We start from the raw sequence: 21,317 nt of genomic DNA, 5'->3' as shown, positions 1-21,317 counted from the left end.
GTCATCAGCCCCGTCAGACACGGGACATGAGAAGAGGCGGTGCGGACCAGATACTCTCTGGTCCGCACCGCCTCTTCTCATCCGCCGGCCGAGCTGCAGCCCTTCAGCCCTTCAGACCCGCAGGCCCGCAGGCCCGCAGGCCCGCAGCCCTTCAGCGGGATGGGATCACCTGCGCGGCATACTCGTGCGACGCACCAGCACCACCCCACCGATGACCAGCAGCAGACCGATGACGAGTGCGATCGTTCCGCTGAACCCGGTACGCGGCAGGTCTCCACCATCGTCGCCGTGGGGATCATCCGAATCGTCGGACGAGCCGGAATCATCGTCGCCGTCACCCGGTGCGGGCGCCGGATCCTCAGTCGGACCCTGGGAGGGGCTCTCACTCGGTTCCGGCGTCACGGTCGGCTCCTCAGTCGGTTCCGGCTCGGGCTTCAGAACGAAGCCGAAGTCCAGCGTTGGGTCATGATCGCCGTCGTTCGTCAGACCCTGCGAGTCAGCAGACCATTCGGACGAGTCGCCCTCGCGGTCGCCCACACCCGGCAGCGTCGGATCGTAGGGCTCCAGCGCATCCGCAGAAGCCTCACGATCGATGGTGACCGTGTACGACTGGTCATCCTCCAGCACCGGCAGATCCTCGAACGTGTAGAAACCGTCCTCATCCGTCGTCACCGGACCCACCGGATCACCATTCACATCGACGACCGGCTCCCCCTCGGGACCCGTCAGCTCCAGGACGACATCCCCGATGCCGACCTCGCCGTCATCCTGGCGACCATCGTTGTTCTCATCGAACCAGACGTAGTCACCCACCGAGACCTTCTCAGGCTCCGGCTCGGGCTTCAGGACCACGCCCGCGTCCCACGTCGGGTCGATGCCCTCCGTCGCCAGAACATCCTGGGTCGCGTAGTCCGTCGTCAGCGCCTCGTTCGAATCGTCCAGCGTGAACACCGGAGTGCGGCCCGTCTGAGGATCCGCATCCGAATCACCGGCGTCGTCCCCGCCGGCATCCGCCTGCGTGAACTCATAGATCTCCGCCTGCTCGTCGGTCAGTTCGAACTCGATCTGGTAGTCACCGGCGTCCAGCTGATCGAACATGTACCGGCCATCAGCATCCGTCTGGGTGGTGGCGACGACGTCGCCTTCACCGTCGAGGAGCGTGACCGTCACACCGGGGAGCACCTCTGCATCGTTCTGGAGGCCGTCGCCGTCGGCGTCGATCCAGACGTAGTCGCCCACCGCGTAGTCCTTGGGCTCGGGCTCCGCCGCCGGATCGTTGTAGAAGCGAGCCGCCTCTGACGAGCCGTTGTCGTCGACCACGACCTGGATGGTCTCGTCGGTCTCCGCGTAGCCGTCCGGTGCGACGATCTCTTCGACCGTGTAGGCCCCCGGTTCGGCGACCTTCACGTTCTTGACCGCACCGTCTGCGTCCCGCACGCGCAGCGCGCCATCCTGCACGAAGACGTCGTCGACCGCCACAGCGCCGTCTGCGTCCAGGATCCGGAAACGAGCGTCCGGATCATCGATGACCGTCTCCGGATCGGTGGCGTCCACCTTGGCGATCGTCAGCGGGTAGCCGTCGGACGGGGTGACCGTCGCCGATGCGCTGCCCGCCATGTTGACGATGGGCTCGTCGATGACGAAGTCGGTCACGCGCACCAGGATGTTCACGCTCGGACGCCCCTGTGCGGCATTGAGCACAGTACCCGGCGCCTGCTCCATCACGACGGTTCCCTGCGGAGCATCGTCGGTCGGTTCGACGAAGCGCGCCTGGACGTTGCCCGCGAGCTCGCGGATGCCCGTTGTGGGGTTCGCGCCCGAGTCGACGTTCTCATCGTCCACGAAGCCGACGAACTCGATCCCGTCCGGAAGGACATCGCTGACCGGGATGATCGCCACTCCGTCGTAGTCGCCGTGCGGCACCAGGGCAACGTTGTAGACGAGCTGGTCGTTCACCAGCTGCCCGTCCGGTCCGATATCCGCGCGGAGGTTGTTCGTCCACTCCTCGTTCGGGGTCTCCCGGACGGCTTTGCGGATCTCTGCTTCATCACCGTAGGAGCTGACCTCGGACTGGATCTCAGACCAGTAGAGCGCCCGCTCGTCCTCACCGAAGAGGGTCGCACGGTTCTCGATCTGGACGGTCTCCTTGCCGTTCAGCGGCTTGGTCGGCAGCGTGAGGGTGAGCTCGAACTGCTTGTCGGCACCCCACTCGTCGATCGCCTGCCATCCTGCGTCCGACAGTGTGATCTCCAGGTCGCCGGACTTGCTCTGGCCCAGCTCGAAGTGCGAGCCGTCCATCGCTCGCCACCAGTCGTACTCAGCCGTGATGCCCGCCTTGATGGCGGCGAGATCCGACACGTCGAAGACATTGGTGTCGACGTGGTCGACGATCGTGCTGCTGCGCAGGTCGATGCCCTTGCCCGACCCCACGGTGAAGGTGTAGGCGACGTCCGCCGACGTCCCCGGCAGCGCCTCGATCGCGGAATCCTCCGCGGCCTTGGCGAAGTAGTCCGGAGCGTTGAAGCCGTCCTCACTCTCCTCCGTCGCGACGATGTCCACCGGGTGGTTGTACCCGGTCTGCCTGCCTTCGCCGTACAGCAGCTCACCGCGGTTCGGGAAGGAGTAGGCCGTCTCGCCGGGAATCCCCGTGCCCCTGGCATTCAGTCCCTCGACCGTGTCGATCGTCGCCTTGATCTGCAGCGACGTGTCCAGGGACGGATCCATGCCCAGGTTGGCGTAGAGATCCTGGCCGTTCAGGTAGTACATGTTGACGTACTCGTCAGCAGACAGCAGTGTGGCACGCTGCTGCCACGACAGGTTGCCCGCATCGCCGGGCAGCTCCTCGAGCCGCTCCAGGGTGAGGCCCTCCGCCGTGACGAAGTCGCCGTCGTCACGATTCCAGGAAGCCTGAGCCCGCAGCGAATCGCCGACGACCACATTCTGATCGAGGGTCTTGTGCGGGTTGCTCCCGTCGAACTCTCCCAGGTCGACGTTCAGGTCGTAGGTGATGTCGAGCGCAGGGTCGAGGGTCCCGTCGTCCGCGGGATCGGCGGCCTGGACATCCCAATCGGACCCCTTGGAGAAGACGTTGCCCAGGTTCGGGCCTTCCATGCCTGCGATCGCCTTCTGGATCCGGAAGCTTCCGGTCCGCTCATCGGAGCCCAGCTGCGCGACGTTGTCCAGCGTCACGGCGAAGCTGCTGCCCGCAGCGTCGACCGCCCGGTCATAGGCCGCCTGGAGCCGTTCCTCGAGTGCGGTGAGTGCAGCCTCGTCAGCCACGACGGCACGGTAGGTGATGCGCGTCTGCGACGGACCGGGCACGTCGAGGGTGCCCTCGAACGCATTCCCCGTGATCTGGGGCGCGAACTCGATGTCCGTGGATTCCTGCCTTGTTGAGGCCCGCCTCATCCCACGTGATCTGCGTGACGGCGAAGGAGTCCTCGACGTAGCCGAGCTCCGCGGGGAGCTGGTCGGTGATGGTGTATCCCGACTGCTCGTCCTCGACGTCCACGGACAGCGTGTAGGTGATCTCAGAGGTGAGCACCTCGTCCGCGACAGACACGGCCCCGTCCTCGACGGTCACGAACTGCGCGAGGTTCGGCGCGGCAACGGCCTTGCCGGTCGACGGCCTCACGTCGGCGAACCGGTCGCCGCCGTCACGGATCGTGATCTCGCGGCTGGTCTCTTCGCCGTCCACACTCCACGTGAGGTTCTCCTGCGAGCTCCGCTCGACCTCGACGATGTCGAAGTCGAGGGCGAGCACGCCCTGGTTCACTTCGGGAGGCCATGGATCGGCGAAGGTGATGCGGAGGATGTTCGGGTTGTCCGGATCGGCTTCGATGCTCTCGATCGCGTCGTTGCCCGCAGGCACGTCGGGAACCGAGAAGGCGGCCAGGTCCCCCAGCGCGATCTCGACCGTGGAGCCGGGTGCGACATCGCTGCTGTACTGGATGCGCATGGTCATGCGTTCACCCTCGTCGACGACCTCTGAGCCGCCGTACTGCTCGTCGCTCCCGTCGACGGTCACGGTGATCCCGGGAGTCGCCGCGACTGCGGCCGAGGTCAGAGAGAAGGGGACGACGAGTGCGAGCACCATCGCGAACGCAACGGACAGCCTCGCGCTCTTTCGTGGACCCGGTCGGGACAGGTGGAGCCAGGACAGGAGTCCTCTACTGTGAGCGCGATTCATAGACCCTTCAGGCGTTTCGAGGCTGGAAATATTTATCCGAAAGACAGTACCTGAGGGGGTTACTTTCTCCAAGAAAGCTGATCGTTCCCTCCACGAATGGTGTGCCCGACCACACTCTCAGACTCGCCGACGGTGCGCCGCATACCACCTGCGGCGATGGCTGCGAGGCCCCGTCGGATCGCTCAGCACTCCACGACGTTGACGGCGAGGCCTCCCAGCGCGGTCTCCTTGTACTTGTCACTCATATCCGCGCCGGTCGCCTTCATCGTGGCGATGGCCTCGTCGAGGCTCACGAAGTGCTCGCCGTCGCCCCACATCGCCATCTTCGCCGCGTTGATCGACTTGCCCGCGCCGATCGCATTGCGTTCGATGCACGGCACCTGGACCAGACCGGCGATCGGGTCGCACGTCAGCCCCAGGTTGTGCTCCATCGCGATCTCTGCGGCATTCTCCACCTGTTCGACCGAACCGCCCAGGACCTCTGCGAGGCCTCCGGCCGCCATCGACGAGGCGGACCCCACCTCGCCCTGGCAGCCCACTTCCGCACCGGATATCGACGCGCCCTCCTTGTAGAGCACGCCGATCGCTGCGGCGGTCAGCAGGAACCTGACCGTCGCCTCGTCGCGGGCCGCGTCGCCCCCGTCCCGCACCCAGTCCACGTAGTTGAGCGCATAGTGCAGCACGGCCGGGATGATCCCCGCCGCACCGTTCGTGGGAGCGGTGACGACACGCCCCCCGCTCGCGTTCTCCTCGTTGACGGCCAGAGCGATGAGGTTGACCCACTCCTGGTAGTAGCGGGGATCACGGTCCGGGTCCTCCTCCTTCAGCCGGATATGCCAGTCGTGCGCGCGCCTGCGCACGGACAGTCCGCCCGGCAGATGCCCCGACCGGTCGATGCTGTTCGCCGCGCACTCCTCCATCACCTTCGCGATGTGGAGCAGTCCCTCGCGGACCTCCTGCTCCGTGCGTCCTGCTCCCAGTTCGTTCGCGAGCATCACCTGCCAGATCTCGAGGCCTTCGCGGTTCGCGATCTCCAGCAGCCGGTCGCCGGTCCGGAAGTCGTGCGGGGTCGCGGGCTCCCGGGCGGACTCGCCGGCCTCCGCCCCCAGGACGGTCGCCTCCTCGTCCGACTGGGTGACGACGAACCCGCCGCCCACCGAGTAGTAGATCTCGTGGGCCAGCTCCTCCCCCGTCGCGGACCTCGCCCGCAGTTCGAGGGCGTTCGTGTGCCGTTCGAGGACGGTGAGCGGCCGCTGCCGCATGTCTGCGACGGCGAACGGGATCCGCACCCGATCGCCGAACCGGACCACGCCGGTCTCCGCGATCCGTGCGGTCCGCTCATCCACCTCGTCAGGCAGCACCGCATCGGGCCGGCACCCTTCGAGACCCAGCAGGATCGCGTCGAACGTGCCGTGCCCCCTGCCGGTCGCCGCCAGTGAACCGTAGACGTCGACCTCCAGGGCCGCGACGTCGTCTCTGCGGTCCCCCACGAGGTCCACGAAGCTCGCGGCAGCCCGCATGGGGCCGACCGTGTGCGAGCTGGAAGGCCCGATCCCCACTGTGAAGAGATCGAAGACGCTGATGGGCATAGTCGCCTCCAAACGCGTTGTGTCGACGGGGCCTCGTCGACCCGTCGTACCGGAGCCGCCGAGGCCCCGGCCGGGTGGGTGCGGTCCCGCACCCACCCGTCGGACCAGGTCTGCCCCGGCCCGAGGCCGTCCTCACGGAACGGCCCCACCCCTTCAGGAGAGGTGGTTGACCTGCGCGTACGCCGCGTCGTCCATGAGCGGCCCCGCCTCCGTGACGGCGACCTCGAACAGCCAGCCCTCGCCGTAGGGATCGGAGTTGAGGACCCCCGGATCGGCGGAGACGAGCTCATTGACGGCGGTGACCTCACCGGTGACGGGCGAGTACAGGTCGGACACCGACTTCGTCGACTCCACCTCTCCGCAGGTCTCGCCGGCGGTCACGGTGTCGCCGGCCGCGGGCGTCTCGACGTAGACGACCTCGCCCAGGGCGTCGGACGCGACGGCGGTGATGCCGACCTTCACGGTGGTGCCCGCGACGCTGTCAGCAGCCGCGTTCACCCATTCGTGCTCCGCGGAGTACGAGTAGTCCTTGGGCAGTGCGGGGAGTTCCGCCATGATGCTCCTCTTCCGATGCAGGTGGTGAGTGAGGGATGGGTGCAGATGTGGGACAGAGAGCGCGCAGGTCAGCCGCGGGAGTAGAACGGCAGATCGACGATGCGGAACGGATGGGCCTTGCCGCGGATGTCGACGACCAGTTCCGTGCCGATGCCCGTGTGCGCCTGGTCGATGTAGGCGAGCGCGATGGGATGGCCGAGCGTGGGTGAGGGCTGCCCCGACGTCACGACTCCCACCGCCTGGTCGTCGACGAGCACGTCTGCGCCCGCCCGTGCGGCCCGGCGCCCGTCGGACACGAGTCCCACGAGCTTCCGTGCGGGCTCCGATTCCGCGATGGCGGCGAGGGGTCTGCGCGCGTAGAGGTGCTCGCGCTTGAGTGCGTTGACCGCCATCTTCCGCATGCCGATGTCGACCGGGCTCGTCTCGAGCGTGATCTCGTTGCCGTAGAGCGGCATGCCCGCCTCCAGCCGCAGCGAGTCGCGCGCCGCCAGCCCGCACGGGGTCAGGTCGATGCCCGCCTGCTCCGCCCCCGCGACCAGCGCCTCCCAGACGGGCTCCGCCGCGTCGTTCGCGAGGTAGAGCTCGAACCCGTCCTCGCCCGTGTAGCCGGTCCGCGCCAGCAGCACGTCCTTCTCCCCTGCGGCGGTGTCGACGGTGATGCGGGTCCACGCGTAGTACGCGACCTCTGTGACGGCCTGCGCACCCTCATCCCCGCCGCCCGTGGCGGTGAGGAGGACGGCCTCGGAGCTGGGCCCCTGCACGGCGACGAGCGAGGTGTCGCGCGATTCGTCCGTGACGGTGGCGTCCGCACCCGGCACCAGCTGGGTGGTGAACTCGGTCCGGCGGTCGGCCAGGGCCTCGGCGACGGCGGCGGCGTTCCCCGCATTCGGGACGACCAGGAACGCATCGTCGGCCAGGCGGTAGGTGATGAGGTCATCGAGCACGTGACCCGACTGGTTCACGAGGAGGCCGTACTTCGCGCGGCCCACCTTCAGGATCGAGTACTTCGCGAGCAGCGCGTAGTCGAGGAACGCGGCCGCGTCCGCGCCCGTGATCCGCACCTCCCCCATGTGGGACAGGTCGAAGATGCCTGCGGATTCGCGGACCGCACGGTGCTCCGCGAGTTCGGATCCGTACTTGAGCGGCATGTCCCAGCCGCCGAAGTCGGTGAAGGACGCCCCCAGCCGGGCGTGCAGGTCGTGGAGGGCAGTGGTCTCGGTCATCGGTGACTCCTGGTGGTGCGAGGGGATCCGCCGGTCCCCGCCCGCGCCCGAGGTGCCTGCTGGCACTCAGCGCGGGCGGGCTCCCGGCGAGGGGGTGCGGATCAGACGGTCTCGAACGCCTCCGGCGGCGGGCAGGAGCAGACGAGGTTCCGGTCGCCGTACGCGCCGTCGACGCGGCGCACCGGTGGGAAGTACTTCGTGAGGCGCAGACCCTGGACGGGGAAGACGGCCCGCTCACGCGTGTACTCGCCGGCCCAGTCGTCCATGACACAGGTCGCGGTGTGCGGGGAGTTCGCGAGCGGCGACTCCTCGTAGGAGTAGTCGGTGCCGATCGCATCGATCTCCTCCCGGATCGTGAGCATCGCCTCGATGAAGCGGTCGATCTCGCCCTTGTCCTCGGACTCCGTCGGCTCCATCATGAGGGTGCCGGCGACGGGGAACGCGAGGGTCGGCGCGTGGAAGCCGAAGTCGATGAGGCGCTTCGAGACGTCCTCCGCAGTGACTCCGGTGCGCGACGTGAGCGCACGGAGGTCGAGGATGCACTCGTGTGCGACGAGCCCGGAGTCGCCCGTGTACAGCGTGGGGAACGCGTCCGCGAGCTTCTTCGACACGTAGTTCGCGGTCAGCAGCGCCGTACGGGTCGCCTCCGTGACGCCCCGGCCACCCATGAGGCGCATGTACGCCCAGCTGATGGGCAGGACGCCGGCGGAGCCGAACATCGTGCCGCTGATGGGATCGCCCAGCCCCTCGGACTCGCCCGCGACCAGACGGGGGTCGGTCGCGTCGCCCGGCAGGTACGGGGCGAGGTGCTCGCGCACCGCGACCGGTCCCACCCCGGGGCCTCCGCCGCCGTGCGGGATGCAGAACGTCTTGTGCAGGTTGAGGTGCGAGACGTCGCCGCCGAACTCGCCCGGCTGTGCGAGACCCACGAGCGCGTTGAGGTTCGCGCCGTCGACGTAGACCTGGCCGCCCGCATCATGCACCTTCTGGCAGACGGTGCGGACGTCCTCCTCGAAGACGCCGTGCGTCGACGGGTAGGTGATCATGATGCCGGCGAGCGTCTCCGCGTGCTTCTCGAGCTTCGCGTCGAGGTCCGTCAGGTCGATCGAGCCGTCGCCCGCCGTCTTCACGACGACGACGTCCAATCCCGCGAGCACGGCCGACGCTGCGTTGGTGCCGTGGGCCGACTGCGGGATGATGCAGACCCGGCGCGCGTCGTCGCCGTTGGCGAGGTGGTATCGGCGGATCGCCAGCAGGCCGGCGAGCTCGCCCTGGGAGCCGGCGTTCGGCTGCAGCGACACGCGGTCGTAGCCTGTCACCGCGACGAGCAGGTCCTCGAGGTCGCCGATGAGCTCACGCCAGCCGGCGGACTGCGCTGCCGGGACGTAGGGGTGGATCGAGGCGAACTCCGGCCAGGTGATCGCCTCCATCTCGACCGCCGCATTGAGCTTCATCGTGCAGGATCCCAGCGGGATCATCGTCCGGTCGAGCGCGAGGTCGCGGTCGGCCAGCGTGCGCATGTAGCGCATGAGCTGGGTCTCCGAGCCGATCGAGCGGAAGATCGGGTGGGTGAGGAACTCCGTCGTGCGGTGCAGGTCCTCGGACCAGGTCGGGGCCGCGATCGCGGCGTCGCCGAACGCACCCTCTCCCGCCGCGTCGAAGGACTCCTCGTCGAGGGTCTCCGAAGCACCCAGGGCGCCGAGCACCGCATTCGCATCCGCGACGGTGTGCGGCTCGCCGAAGCTCACGGCGACGGTCGTGGAATCGATCCGGCGGATGTTCACCCCGGCCCGTTCCACCGCCGCGACGGCGGAGTCGGCGTCCGGCACCGTGAGCGCGACGGTGTCGAAGAAGTCCGCGTCCTCGCCGCCCGCCGGCGCAGTGCCCTCGGCCGTGACGGCCGCAGCGGCGAAGGCGGAGGCCAGACGGTGGACGCGGGACGCGATGCGCGTGAGGCCCACGGGCCCGTGGTACACGGCGTAGAAGCTCGCGACGACTGCCAGCAGCGCCTGCGCGGTGCAGATGTTGCTCGTCGCCTTCTGGCGTCGGATGTGCTGCTCACGGGTCTGCAGCGCCAGGCGGTACCCGGGCTTGCCGTCCTCGTCGTAGCTCACGCCCACGAGGCGCCCGGGCAGCTGACGCTGCAGGCCCGACCTCACGGCCATGAAGCCTGCGTGGGGGCCGCCGAAGAACAGGGGGACGCCGAACCGCTGGGCGGAGCCGACCGCGATGTCCGCACCCTGCGAGCCCGGATCCTTGAGCAGGGTGAGGGCGAGGAGGTCGGCCGCGAAGGTGACGAGCGCGCCGCGCTCCTTGGCCCCGGCGATCGCGTCGTCGAAGGAGCGGACACGGCCGGAGGTGCCGGGCTGGGCGACGACGATCCCGAACACCTCTTCGCCCACCAGGCCCTGGGAGAGGTCCTCGACGCGGACGGAGAAGTCCATCGCACGGGCACGAGCACGGACGACGGAGATCGACTGCGGGTGCAGCTCCTCATCGAGCACGACCGTCGTGCCCTTCTTCGTCGCGCGGCGCATGAGCAGGACGGCCTCTGCGACGGCTGTGGCCTCGTCGAGGAGGGAGGCGTTCGCGATGTCGAGGCCGGTCAGGTCCTGGACCGCGGTCTGGAAGTTCAGCAGCGCTTCGAGGCGTCCCTGGCTGATCTCCGGCTGATAGGGGGTGTAGGCGGTGTACCAGGCCGGGTTCTCCACGACGTTGCGGCGGATGACCGCCGGGGTGACCGTGTCGTAGAAGCCCTGGCCGATCATCTGGACGCGCATCGTGTTCTTCGAGGCGAGCTCCCGCAGCCGCGCGAGCGTCTCGCGCTCACCTAGCGGAGCGTATGTGAGCGGATCGGCCTGCGCGATGTTCGCCGGCACGGCCTCGGCGGCCAGCGCCTCGAGCGAGTCATAGCCCAGCTCTGCGAGCATCTGCTGCGTCTGCAGGGCCCGCGGACCGATGTGCCGGTCGGCGAAGGGGCGGGGGGCATCACCCCGAGTCGCACTCACGTGCGACAGTGCGGCGGCCGCATCAGGGGTCCGGGTTTCAGCGCCTGCGGTCATCGAGGATCTCCTCCGTCGGGTGCGTCCATCGCGGGGACGGACGCGTGTCGGTTCGTCCTCCCCGCTCTGTCGACGTCCTGCGCGCATCCGGATGGCTCCGGACAGCGGCAGCCCGCTTCAGAGTCGCCTGCACATCGCGGTACTGGGCCTGAGAGTTTCCCGGGGAGGGATTGCACCTACGGCGCCGCCTGAGCGGCTCTCCCACGCTGTGTCGTATCGGCGTTCTCGGACAAGGATAGGCGAGAGCCGCACCCCTGCCAAGGAGTCGACGCCGCACCGGGCGGCTCACGGCGCGGCCGCGGGCAGCGGAGCCTCCGCGGCTCGAGTCGCCGACCGCCGTTGACCGCGGATTCAGGTCGAGCGCCTAGCCTGGGTGGGTGACTTACGTGATTGCCCAGCCCTGCGTGGACGTGAAGGATCGCTCCTGCGTCGACGAGTGCCCTGTGGACTGCATCTACGAGGGCGACCGCATGCTCTACATCCACCCGGACGAATGCATCGACTGCGGTGCCTGCGAACCGGTCTGCCCCGTCGAGGCGATCTACTACGAGGACGACGTGCCCGACCAGTGGGCCGAGTACTACAACGCGAACGTCGACTTCTTCGACGACATCGGAGCGCCCGGCGGCGCTGCGAGCCACGGGGTGATCCCCCGGGACCACCCGCTCATCGCACGCCTGCCGCCGCAGAACCAGTAGCACCGGCAGCGCTGCCTGGACGGTCGCCTCCGGCAGCGCTGGCAGAGGCGCAGGAGTGTGATGGCGAGGAACGGCGCGAAGAAGGCCCCAGCGCCCCGCAGGGGGAGCCCCGGAGAGTCACGCGCGACGCATCACACCCGGGTGCATCACACCCGGGTGAAGGCGACCTCGCCCGCGACCGCGGTGAGGTGGACGGTGGCATCGCGGACGGCCTCGGCGTGCTCGAACAGCGCCGCCTCGCTCGCGTACTCCCCCGTCACCCCGCTGCCGCCGTCGGCGCGCAGAGGGTCGACGTCCACCGCGATGAGGTCGGCGGCCATGCCGGGGGCCAGCGTGCCCACGGTCCCGTCCAGCCCGGCCGCATAGGCCGCCCCCGAGGTGTGGGCCGCGATCGCGTCCCGCGCCGGGATCCGCCGGCTCGGCTCGAACGTCGTGCTCGGATCTCCACCGAAGTCAGCGCGGGTCATCGCGGCGTAGATCGCGGCGAACGGGTCAGTCGGCTCGACGGGACCGTCCGAGCCGAAGGCGACCGGAGCACCTGCCGCGAGCAGGTCCTTCCACGCGTAGGCCGCCAGCCGCGGGTCCGGCCTGAGGGAGTCGAGCAGGTGCAGGTCGGAGATGCAGTGCCGCGGCTGCATGGACGCCACGATGCCCAGCTCCGCGAAGAGCCGAACCTCCTCCGGCCTGACGAACTGCGCATGCTCGATGCGGTGGCGCAGGGGCCTGCCGTACCGCTCCTCCGCCGCACGCGACGCGGCGCGGGTGCGGGAGAAGGCACTCAGCACATGATGGTTGGCCCGGTCGCCGATCGCGTGAACCGCCAGGGCGATGCCCGCCTGCAGCGCCTCGGTGATCTGCTCGACCAGCAGATCCTCACCCGCGATCGGCAGACCGTAGTTGGGGAGGTGGTCCTCGCCCGGGCGCGTGGGGAACGGATCGGTCATGTACGAGGTCTGCGAGCCCAGCGCCCCATCGGAGAACAGCTTGAGTCCGCCGCGGACGAACCACCCGTCGCGGGCGGGATCATCCCACGCCAGCGCAGGCTCCGGCATCCCCGTGGGGCTCGTGCGCCTCCGACCCACCTGGTCACCCGTCCGCCAGCCGACGGCCCGCGCCCATTCGAGCTCGTCGAGACGGAGGTACTTGACGACGCGCATCAGCAGGCCGTCGTCCGCACGCAGCGCGTCCCACGTCTCCTGCGACGCCGCCCCGTCGATGTCATGGACGCCGGTGAGGCCTTCTGCCAACCACTTCCGCTGCGCGGTGCGCATGTTCTGCGCGCGCTGATCGAGGGAGAGCGCCGGCATCGCGCGCTCCGCGATCGTGGCGGCGTCCTCGCGGAGGATGCCCGTCGCGCGACCGGTGCCGTCGCGGACGATCTCGCCGCCCACCGGGTTGGGGGTGTCGTCGTGGATTCCGACGGCCTCGAGCGCCGCGCCGTTGAGCCAGAGCGTGTGGTAATCGATCGACCAGAGGGCGACCGGTCGGTCCGGCATCGCCTCATCCAGCAGTTCGCGATCGGGCTGGTACGAGCCGCCGCGGCCCATGTCCCATGTGTTCGAGTCCCAGCGACCGCCGGTGACCCACTCGCCCGGAGGCAGGGTCGCCGCGTGGGCGACGACCGTCTCCACAGCAGCGCGGAGGCTGCGCACCTGCCGGATGTCGACCTCGGCGATAGTGCTCGCCGTCGACACCGCGTGGAGGTGCGCGTCGACGAAGCCCGGGAGGACGACACGGCCCTCGAGGTCGATCTCCTCGACCGGCGCCGCACCTGCGCGGTCTCGCAGCTCGCGCGTCGACCCGACGGCGACGACACGGCCGTCGCGCACGAGCACGGCCTCGGCCGGCTCCGACGACTCGGCGGCCAGCACTCCCCCGCCGTCGTCACGGGCGACCGCCTCCGCGAATGTGTGCACCCGCCCGTTCGCGAAGAGGCGGTGAGTTCCGGGGGCGCCGGGGGCGCAGGACGAATCGACCGTGTGCATGGAGCCATCGAACCACAGGCGCGCCCAGCCCGTTCTCCGACGCGTGGTTCCGGTACGGATCCGCGTGTGGAGTGGGTCTCATTTACGATAGATGAGCTTTACCTAAACGACGTCCGTGTGCACACTGTGTAGGTGAGGCTTGGCTCACCACGAGCTGACCTCCCGCCCGATGCACAGCGACTCGCCATTCGGCCTCACGTTCATCGGACTCCATACATCGCACAGAGGAGCTCCCCCATGCACAGACGGAACGTCCGACTCACCGCCGTCATCGCCTCCACCGCCGCGCTTGCCCTGGGACTCAGCGCCTGCGGGTCGGGCGAGACGAGCGGCGCATCCGCTGAAGCCGCGTCCGGTGAGTCCGAGACCACGACGATCGAGGCGAATGGCGGATCCGTCGACGTGCCCTACCCCGCACAGAGCGTCGTCGCCCTGGACAACCGCACGTTCAAGCTCCTCGACGACTGGGGCGTGGAGCTGTCCGGCGGCGCAGTCTCGCTCATGCGTGCGGACGTGTCGTACAAGGAGAACGGCGACATCCTCGACATCGGCAACCACCGTGAGCCGAACCTGGAGAACATCGTCGCCTCGGAGCCGGATCTGATCATCTCCGGCCAGCGCTTCTCGCAGTACAACGAGGACATCGCGGAGCTTGCCGACGCTCCGCTCATCGACCTCGAACCGCGCGAGGGCGAAGACTTCGGCGGCGAGCTCAAGCGCCAGGTGACCACCCTGGGCGAGGTGTTCGACAAGCAGGACGAGGCTCAGGCGCTCGTCGATGACTACGACGCAGCCGTGGAGCGCGTCGAGGCCGCCTACGACTCGGATGAGACCGTCATGAGCGTCATCACCTCCGGCGGCGACATCAACTATGCCGCACCCACGGCCGGCCGCACACTGGGGCCCGTCTACGACTCGCTCGGCCTGACCCCCTCGCTCGAGGTCGACGACGCCTCCACCGGCCACCAGGGCGACGACATCTCCGTCGAGGCGATCGCGGACTCGAACCCCGACTGGATCTTCGTCATGGACCGCGACGCAGGCGTCAGCGCGAACACCGATGAGGAGTACACCCCCGCACAGGACCTCATCGCCGATTCCGCCGCCCTGCAGAACGTGACGGCCGTGGAGGAGGAGAACATCGTCTACATGCCCGAGTTCACCTACCTGGACGAGAGCCTCCAGACCTACACCGAGTTCTACGCATCGGTGGCCGACGCGATGGAGACGGGCAACTGACCTCACAGCCCTCACCGCAGAGCTCGGCAGCGGGCCCAGCACCGGACCTCACGTCCGGCGCCGGGCCCGCTCACCGGCCTGCCCACATCGCGGCCGACCGATCGCAGCGAGGCCACCGCCTCTTCACCTGGCCGATGGTCGTCGGCCTGCTGGTGACCGCCGGTCTGATCGTCACGAGCCTCCTGGTGGGCGAGTACGACATCTTCGGTGCCGAGGACGGCGCGCAGATGTTCGCCATCACGCGCATCCCGCGCACCGTCGCGCTGGTCCTGTCAGGCGCCGCGATGGCGATGTGCGGCCTCGTCATGCAGATGATCACCCAGAACCGCTTCGTCGAGCCCACGACGACCGGCACGACGGAGTGGGCGGGCCTGGGTCTGCTGGCCGTCATGATCCTCGCTCCCGATTCGCCGCTGATCGTGAAGATGACCGCAGCCGTCGTCTCCGCCTTCATCGGCACCATGATCTTCTTCGCGTTCCTGCAGCGCGTCACCCTGCGGTCATCGGTCATCGTCCCGATCGTCGGCATCATGCTGGGCGGCGTCGTCGGCGCCGTGTCCACCTTCTTCGCCCTCCAGACGAACATGCTCCAGAGCCTCGGCATCTGGTTCGCGGGCTCCTTCACCGGCGTCATCCAGGGCCAGTGGGAGCCGCTCCTGGTGGTCGTCGTCGTGGTCGTCGCGGTCTTCATCGCCGCGGACCGCTTCACCGCCGCCGGCCTGGGCGAGGAGTTCGCCACCAACATCGGCCTGAACTACCGCATGGTGGTGCTGCTGGGCACGGGCCTCATCGCGATCGCGACCGGCATCGTCACCGTCGTCGTGGGCAATCTGCCGTTCCTCGGGCTCATCGTCCCGAACATCGTGTCGATGTTCCGCGGCGACGACCTGCGCTCGAATCTGCCGTGGGTCGCCCTCGTGGGCATCTGCACCGTGACCGTCTGCGACCTCATCGGCCGCACGATCGTCTCGCCGTTCGAAGTGCCGGTCTCCCTCCTGCTCTCCGTGGTCGGGGCGATCGTCTTCATCGCACTCATCGTCAGGAGGCGCTGACGTGACCGCTCATCACACGCGCACCACATCCCGGCTGCACGCGGATGCCGCCGAGGCAGGCATCGCGCCGGCGCCCGACTCCGCCCAGGCGACCCGGGCCTCGGCGGCGGGGCCGGATCCTGCAGGACCCGGCCTCCCCGGGCCCGGCCACACGGACCACGAGCGCGCGGATCGACGCAGCACGGACCGACGCAGCGCGGACCGCGACCGGCAGTCCGGGCCGCTGCCGGGCCGGCGTGCGCACAAGCGGTACTGGCTCATCTTCTCCGCCCTGTGCGTGCTCGCTGCGGCCTTCACGTTCGGCAGCCTCGCGTACGACAACCCGATGCCGGTCGGCTCCCGCGGCTTCTGGCTCATCGCAGAGATGCGCACGACGAACCTCGTCGTCATCCTCATCGTCGCGTTCTGCCAGGCGATCGCGACGGTCGCATTCCAGACGGTGACCAACAACAGGATCCTCACCCCCTCGATCATGGGGTTCGAGTCGCTCTACCGGCTGGTCCAGACGGGTGCGGTCTTCTTCATCGGGGCCACGGGACTCGTCGCCCTGACCGGCCTGTGGCAGTTCCTGCTCCAGATCGTGCTCATGGTCGCATTCGCCGCCGCGCTCTACGGCTGGCTGCTGGCCGGGCGCAGCGGGAACCTGCAGGTCACGCTTCTCGTGGGGATCGTGCTGGGCGGTGGGCTGGGTGGCCTGGCCACGTTCATGCAGCGCCTCCTCACCCCCAGCGAGTTCGACATCCTCACCGCACGTCTCATCGGCTCCATCGCGAACGCTGACACCTCGTACCTGGGAGTGTCGATCGGCCTGGCCGGAGTCGCCGGCGGCCTGCTGTGGGCGAAGGCCGGCACCCTCAACGTCCTGTCACTGGGCCGGGACACTGCAGTGAACCTGGGCATCAACCATCGCCGCCAGCTGATCATCGTGCTCCTGCTGGTGTCCGTGCTCATGGCCGTGTCCACCGCACTCGTGGGCCCCATGACGTTCCTGGGCTTCCTCGTCGCGATGATCGCCTATCAGCTGGCGGACACCTACGATCATCGGCTGGTCTTCCCGATCGCGTGGCTCACCGGGTTCGTCGTCCTGGCGGGCTCGCACTTCGTGCTCAAGCACGTCTTCTACGCAGAGGGGGCCGTCGGCATCATCATGGAAGTCGTCGGCGGAACCTTCTTCCTCGTGTACATCCTGCGAAAGGGCCGACTGTGATCACACTGAGCACCGTCCTGCGCCGCTACACCTCCGATGTGGCGATCGGGCCCGTCGACCTGGAGATCCCGCCGGGCGGCATCACGGCCATGGTGGGCCCGAACGGGGCGGGCAAGTCGACGCTTCTCACGATGATCGGCCGCCTCATGGGCATGGACGCCGGAACCATCACAGTGGGCGGGCTCGACGTGTCGAACACCCCGTCGAAGGAGCTGGCGAAGAAGATGTCCATCCTGCGCCAGGAGAACCACTTCATCACGCGCCTGACCGTGCGCCAACTGGTGGGCTTCGGCAGGTATCCCCATTCGCAGGGCCGCCTCACCGTCGACGACGAGCGACGGATCAGCGAGGCGATCGACTTCCTGAACCTGGGCGATCTGGAGACCCGGTACCTCGACGAGCTGTCAGGCGGTCAGCGGCAGCGCGCCTACGTCGCGATGGTGCTGGCGCAGGACACCGAGTACGTCCTCCTGGACGAGCCGCTCAACAACCTCGACATGCAGCACTCGGTGCAGATGATGAAGCACCTGAAGCGAGCCGCGGTGGAACTGGGCCGCACGATCGTCATCGTGCTCCACGACATCAATTTCGCAGGCCACTACGCGGACCACATCTGCGCGCTGAAGCACGGGGAGATCGTGGCGTTCGGGACGCCTCAGGAGATCATGGCCCCGGACACCCTGTCCTCGATCTTCAATACCCCGATCGACGTGATCGACGGGCCTCGCGGCCTGCTCGCCTGCTACTACTGACGCGGACAGCACCGAGTCAGAGCCGGTCAGCCGTTGGCGAGGAGGAACTCGAAGCGCTCCCGCGTGTCCGCCACGACGGTGAGTTCCGGCGAGACCTGTGCGTTCGGCGCTGCTGGAGAGACTGGTGACGCCGGAGCAGCCGACGCGGGCGGCACGGCGATCGACGCGCCGGTGTCCTCCCGCAGGAAGGCATCCGCACGCCGGCGCACGAATCGTCCAGCGCAGTCCGCGACGTACGCCCCGCCGGCGAAGTCGTAGACACCCAGCCCGCGCTCGTAGTACGCATTCACACGCCCTTCGGCCACCATGCAGAGATCGATCGCGGCGGATCCGCAGCGACGGATGTCATCGAACTGCCCCATCACCCGACCGAGCGCCGCTCGCTGCTGGACACGGCGATCCTCCGCATAGCCGAACCCGGTCGCGACCACGCGCCCGGTGGTCGGCGCGGAGCTTCCCGTGAGAGGCCGCACCGGCGCGTGCGGATCGGTGAGCGCTGACAGGGGCGCGACCCATGCCGCCCCCGCCCGTGCGAACCAGACGCGGTCGAGCATCGGCGCCGCCACCAGTCCCGCAACCCACCCGTCGTCGGGGGCGTCCGGACCGGCGGAGTGCAGACGGGCTCCCGCGGAGAAGCAGTAGTGCTCGATCCCACGGACGAAGTTCACGGTGCCGTCGATGGGGTCGATGTGCCACTCGACCCCTTCCCGCACGTCGTCCGGGTCTGGGCCTGCCGGGTCTGGGCCTGCCGGGTCTGGGCCTGCCGGGTTCGCTGCGGCCGCCCGCTGCGCGGCCTGCTCGGCGCGCAGGAGGATCGAGTGGACCTCATCACCCGCGGCGTGATCCGCGAGCGACAGGGCGTCCGTCCCCTCTTCCCCCACGACGACGTCCTCCGGTCGCAGCGACATCATGCGATGGCGCACCAGCGCCTCGATCTCCGCATCCGCCTCTGTGACGAGATCGTTCTTCCCGTCCTTGGAACTGACGGACACGGGGCTCAGCTCGTCGGCCCACGCCGACATGCGATGGGCGGCGATGGCCGCAGCTTCGCGTGCGGCGTTGAGGAGAGGGTCGCGGAAGAGAGTGCTCACCGCTTCATCGTTGCACACGACGCCCCCGTCGCGGACGGCATCCGACCAGCCCGAGAGACCGCGCTGCAGTGCGGAAACGGGGTGCGGCCCGGTCGGTCCGGTCTATGAATCCCGCTCACGCGGAACGACGGCTCAGTGCCGCGCGCTCAGAGCGCCGGGGACGGAGTCGCCTGCGCTGCACCGGGTCCCCCGCTGCCCGCAGCGCCCGACCCTCCCGGCTGCGAGTGGTCGTCGTCACCGGCGATCGCCGCGATCGCGCCGGCCGTCGCCCCCACCGCGGAGGCGCGGCTGTCTGTCGTGGCTGACGAGGCGCCGGACTGGTCCCCGATCGACTGGTCCCCGATCGAGGAGACCTGGCCCCGGGAGGCGGAGGCCGGCTCCACCTTGTGATGACGGCGCACGATCTCCTGGACGGCCTGTGACGACGTGCCCACCGCATCTGCGATGGATGCATACGTCACCCCGGACTGGCGCGCGTCTACGATCGCCGTCAGGTACGCCTCGTTGATGCGCGACCGCTGACGGGCAACCCTCCGCACTGACGTCAGCACCGACTTCTGCTCTGCGCTGAGTGTGCGCGTCCTTCTCGCCATGTGAATCGACCTCGTGGTTGGCAAGCCTTCTCAGCAAGCCTGATTGTTCGCGGACTAGGGGTCGTCGACCTGCAGAGCGAAACATTCGTCGAAGCTCGTGCAGGCGGTACGCAGTCATGGTAGTACGCCTGACTGTTCGACAGCTCCTTGCGGCGACAGCCGCACGCATCACGCAGGGACTGTTACAGAGACGTGACATCGTCGCCATCCTCCGTTCCCGCGCACCTCACTCTCGCGCATCGTGCTGTGCAGCCACTCGGATCGTCGTGCGCAGCTCGTCATGCGCACAGCTCGCGGTGCGCACTGCTCGTCATGCGCACGGCTCGTCATGCGTGCAGCATCCGCATTCGCGCAGTGACGTCAGTCGACAGGCGGGTGGAGCAGGCCGACGCACGCACGCAGGTGTGCGACGATGGGCCCGACAGCCGCAGAGCGCCCCTGCACCGCCGCAGGGGGAGGGTCGGACGCCTCCCGCCCGACCCGCAGCGCCCCTTCAGAAGGAGTCACTAGTGAACGGTGCCGATTCCCTCCTCGCCACGCTCGACCACAATGGTGTCACGACGTGCTTCGCGAACCCCGGGACCTCGGAGATGCACTTCGTCGCCGCCCTGGACGGGACACCGGCGGTCCGCGGTGTGCTGGGCCTGTTCGAGGGCGCCGTCACCGGCGCCGCCGACGGGTACGGGCGGATGGCCGACCAGCCCGCCGCGACCCTCCTCCACCTGGGGCCGGGACTGTCGAACGGACTCTCGAACCTGCACAACGCACTGCGCGCGCATTCACCGGTCGTCAATGTGATCGGCGATCACGCGAGCTACCACCGCGACCTCGACGCCCCGCTGTCCAGTGACATCGAAGGCACCGCACGCCCGTTCTCGCACTGGGTGCGCACGTCCATCGATGAGCACGCGCTCACCACCGACGTGGCCGACGCCGTGACGGTCGCCCGCCGCGGTCAGGTCGCCTCCCTCATCCTCCCTGCGGACGCCGCATGGAACGAGCTGCCCGCGGCCGTCAGCCCGACGACCGCACAGCCCGCCCCCCTCCCGGTGATCGACGAGCTCGCGGTCGAGTCCGCAGCACACTCCCTGGTCGAGGCCGGATCCCGGGGCGCCATCCTCATGGGAGGCCGCACCCCACGCGAAGACGCACTCGAGGCGGCAGGGCGGATCGCCACCGCAACAGGTGCCACGGTGCTCACCTCCACCTTCTCCCCCCGGGTCACCCGCGGCGCCGGGCGGTACGCGGCGATGAAGGTCCCGTACGCAGTCGACCCGGCCCAGGAGCTGTTCGCCCAGTTCGACACGATCGTGCTCGTGGGAGAGAAGCCGCCCGTGGCGTTCTTCGCGTACCCCACGAAGCGGAGCACCCTCTATCAGCCGGATACCCGCTTCATCGATCTGTCCCCTGAGACACCACGCGCGGACATCCCCCTCACAGCAGTCCTCGAGGCACTCCCCCAGGTGGTGCGGGCGAAGGCCGCCTCTGTCCAGCTGACAGACCTGGCGCTGCCGCAGCGGCCCACCGGCGCGATCACCGCAGAGAAGCTCGGAACATTCATCGCCGAGGCGATCCCGGAGAACGCGATCGTCGTCGACGAATCGATCACGACCGGGTGGAACTTCAACGCGGCAACCGCCAGCGCGCGCCCACATGACTGGATCAACGTGACAGGCGGCTCCATCGGATGGGCGATGCCCGTCGCCCTGGGAGCCGCGATCGCCTGCCCGGACCGCAAGGTCGTCACATTCGAGTCGGACGGATCAGGCATGTACATGCCGCAGACACTGTGGACGCAGGCGCGCGAGGGCGTTGACGTCGTCACCCTGATCCTGGCGAACCGCAAGTATCAGATCCTGCGGAACGAGATGTCGAATGTGGGCGTCGACGTCGTCGGTGAGACCGCGGCGAAGCTGCTCGACATCGATCGACCGACCATCGACTGGGTGTCGGTCGCGCGCGGCTTCGGAGTGCCTGCGGAGCGTGCAGAGACGATGGAGGCACTGGGTGCCGCCTACGACCGCGCGCTGGCGACCGAAGGGCCCGCCCTCATCGAGGTCGTGCTCTGAGTCTGGCCGAGGA

15 protein-coding genes and 1 riboswitch are annotated in these 21,317 nt (G+C 68.7%); of the genes, 6 read left to right on the top strand and 9 right to left on the bottom strand.

What is annotated here, in order from left to right; genetic code table 11:
* Nucleotides 1-165: 165 nt before the first annotated feature.
* From BJEO58_RS05760 to gcvP, 6 genes are all read right to left on the bottom strand, one after another.
* Nucleotides 166-3,279, bottom strand: coding sequence for an SdrD B-like domain-containing protein (locus BJEO58_RS05760; RefSeq protein ID WP_180951841.1), 3,114 nt, complete (start codon nt 3,277-3,279; stop codon nt 166-168).
* Entirely contained in the window at nt 3,272-4,096 is an 825-nt protein-coding gene (locus tag BJEO58_RS14925) for a hypothetical protein (RefSeq protein WP_101588508.1), read from the bottom strand. Before BJEO58_RS14925 ends, BJEO58_RS05760 begins: the two co-directional genes overlap by 8 nt.
* Nucleotides 4,097-4,371: 275 nt before the next feature.
* Entirely contained in the window at nt 4,372-5,778 is a 1,407-nt protein-coding gene (locus BJEO58_RS05750; RefSeq protein ID WP_101588506.1) for an L-serine ammonia-lyase, read from the bottom strand.
* Nucleotides 5,779-5,931: 153 nt separating this feature from the next.
* Complete coding sequence (gene gcvH / locus BJEO58_RS05745) at nt 5,932-6,333, bottom strand: glycine cleavage system protein GcvH (RefSeq protein ID WP_101588504.1); 402 nt, start codon at nt 6,331-6,333, stop codon at nt 5,932-5,934.
* A gap of 68 nt (nt 6,334-6,401) precedes the next feature.
* A complete protein-coding gene (gene gcvT, locus BJEO58_RS05740) occupies nt 6,402-7,556 on the bottom strand; it encodes a glycine cleavage system aminomethyltransferase GcvT (RefSeq protein ID WP_101588502.1) in 1,155 nt (384 codons plus the stop codon).
* Between the two features lie 101 nt (nt 7,557-7,657).
* Nucleotides 7,658-10,618 carry an aminomethyl-transferring glycine dehydrogenase gene (gene gcvP / locus BJEO58_RS05735; RefSeq protein WP_101588500.1) on the bottom strand — a complete coding sequence of 987 codons (2,961 nt, stop codon included), beginning with the start codon at nt 10,616-10,618 and terminating at the stop codon, nt 7,658-7,660.
* A gap of 127 nt (nt 10,619-10,745) precedes the next feature.
* A riboswitch (glycine riboswitch) is annotated at nt 10,746-10,832 on the bottom strand.
* Between the two features lie 163 nt (nt 10,833-10,995).
* Between gcvP and fdxA the strand changes: the two genes are divergently transcribed.
* The gene (gene fdxA, locus BJEO58_RS05730) at nt 10,996-11,316 is read left to right on the top strand and encodes a ferredoxin (RefSeq protein WP_101588499.1); all 321 of its coding nucleotides are present in this window, start codon (nt 10,996-10,998) and stop codon (nt 11,314-11,316) included.
* A 146-nt stretch (nt 11,317-11,462) separates the two neighbouring features.
* Here fdxA and BJEO58_RS05725 read toward each other — a convergent pair whose 3' ends face one another.
* Nucleotides 11,463-13,301, bottom strand: a complete 1,839-nt coding sequence (locus tag BJEO58_RS05725) for an amidohydrolase (protein WP_101588497.1) — start codon at nt 13,299-13,301, stop codon at nt 11,463-11,465.
* 237 nt (nt 13,302-13,538) lie between these two features.
* On the opposite strand from BJEO58_RS05725, the gene BJEO58_RS05720 reads away from it, so the two are divergent.
* The 4 genes from BJEO58_RS05720 (at nt 13,539) to BJEO58_RS05705 (ending at nt 17,551) form a co-directional block, all read left to right on the top strand.
* The gene (locus tag BJEO58_RS05720; protein WP_101588495.1) at nt 13,539-14,540 is read left to right on the top strand and encodes a siderophore ABC transporter substrate-binding protein; all 1,002 of its coding nucleotides are present in this window, start codon (nt 13,539-13,541) and stop codon (nt 14,538-14,540) included.
* Between the two features lie 134 nt (nt 14,541-14,674).
* Complete coding sequence (locus BJEO58_RS05715; protein WP_101588493.1) at nt 14,675-15,592, top strand: ABC transporter permease; 918 nt, start codon at nt 14,675-14,677, stop codon at nt 15,590-15,592.
* A 1-nt stretch (nt 15,593) separates the two neighbouring features.
* Nucleotides 15,594-16,799 carry an iron chelate uptake ABC transporter family permease subunit gene (locus BJEO58_RS05710; protein ID WP_373270407.1) on the top strand — a complete coding sequence of 402 codons (1,206 nt, stop codon included), beginning with the start codon at nt 15,594-15,596 and terminating at the stop codon, nt 16,797-16,799.
* Nucleotides 16,796-17,551: an iron ABC transporter ATP-binding protein gene (locus BJEO58_RS05705; protein WP_101588491.1), complete on the top strand. Its 756-nt coding sequence runs from the start codon at nt 16,796-16,798 to the stop codon at nt 17,549-17,551. The genes BJEO58_RS05710 and BJEO58_RS05705 overlap by 4 nt, the downstream gene beginning before the upstream one ends.
* A gap of 26 nt (nt 17,552-17,577) precedes the next feature.
* Here BJEO58_RS05705 and BJEO58_RS05700 read toward each other — a convergent pair whose 3' ends face one another.
* Complete coding sequence (locus tag BJEO58_RS05700; RefSeq protein WP_101588490.1) at nt 17,578-18,642, bottom strand: inositol monophosphatase family protein; 1,065 nt, start codon at nt 18,640-18,642, stop codon at nt 17,578-17,580.
* Nucleotides 18,643-18,788: 146 nt separating this feature from the next.
* Nucleotides 18,789-19,235: a hypothetical protein gene (locus BJEO58_RS05695; RefSeq protein WP_101588488.1), complete on the bottom strand. Its 447-nt coding sequence runs from the start codon at nt 19,233-19,235 to the stop codon at nt 18,789-18,791.
* A 509-nt stretch (nt 19,236-19,744) separates the two neighbouring features.
* Between BJEO58_RS05695 and BJEO58_RS05690 the strand changes: the two genes are divergently transcribed.
* Complete coding sequence (locus tag BJEO58_RS05690) at nt 19,745-21,304, top strand: acetolactate synthase large subunit (protein WP_101588486.1); 1,560 nt, start codon at nt 19,745-19,747, stop codon at nt 21,302-21,304.
* Nucleotides 21,305-21,317 lie beyond the last annotated feature (13 nt).

Origin of the sequence: Brevibacterium jeotgali, from assembly GCF_900169175.1 — a bacterium.
Taxonomy (GTDB): Bacteria; Actinomycetota; Actinomycetes; order Actinomycetales; family Brevibacteriaceae; genus Brevibacterium; species Brevibacterium jeotgali.
Note: the sequence above shows the minus strand (reverse complement) of the source record. Positions and strands in the feature narration are given on the sequence as shown.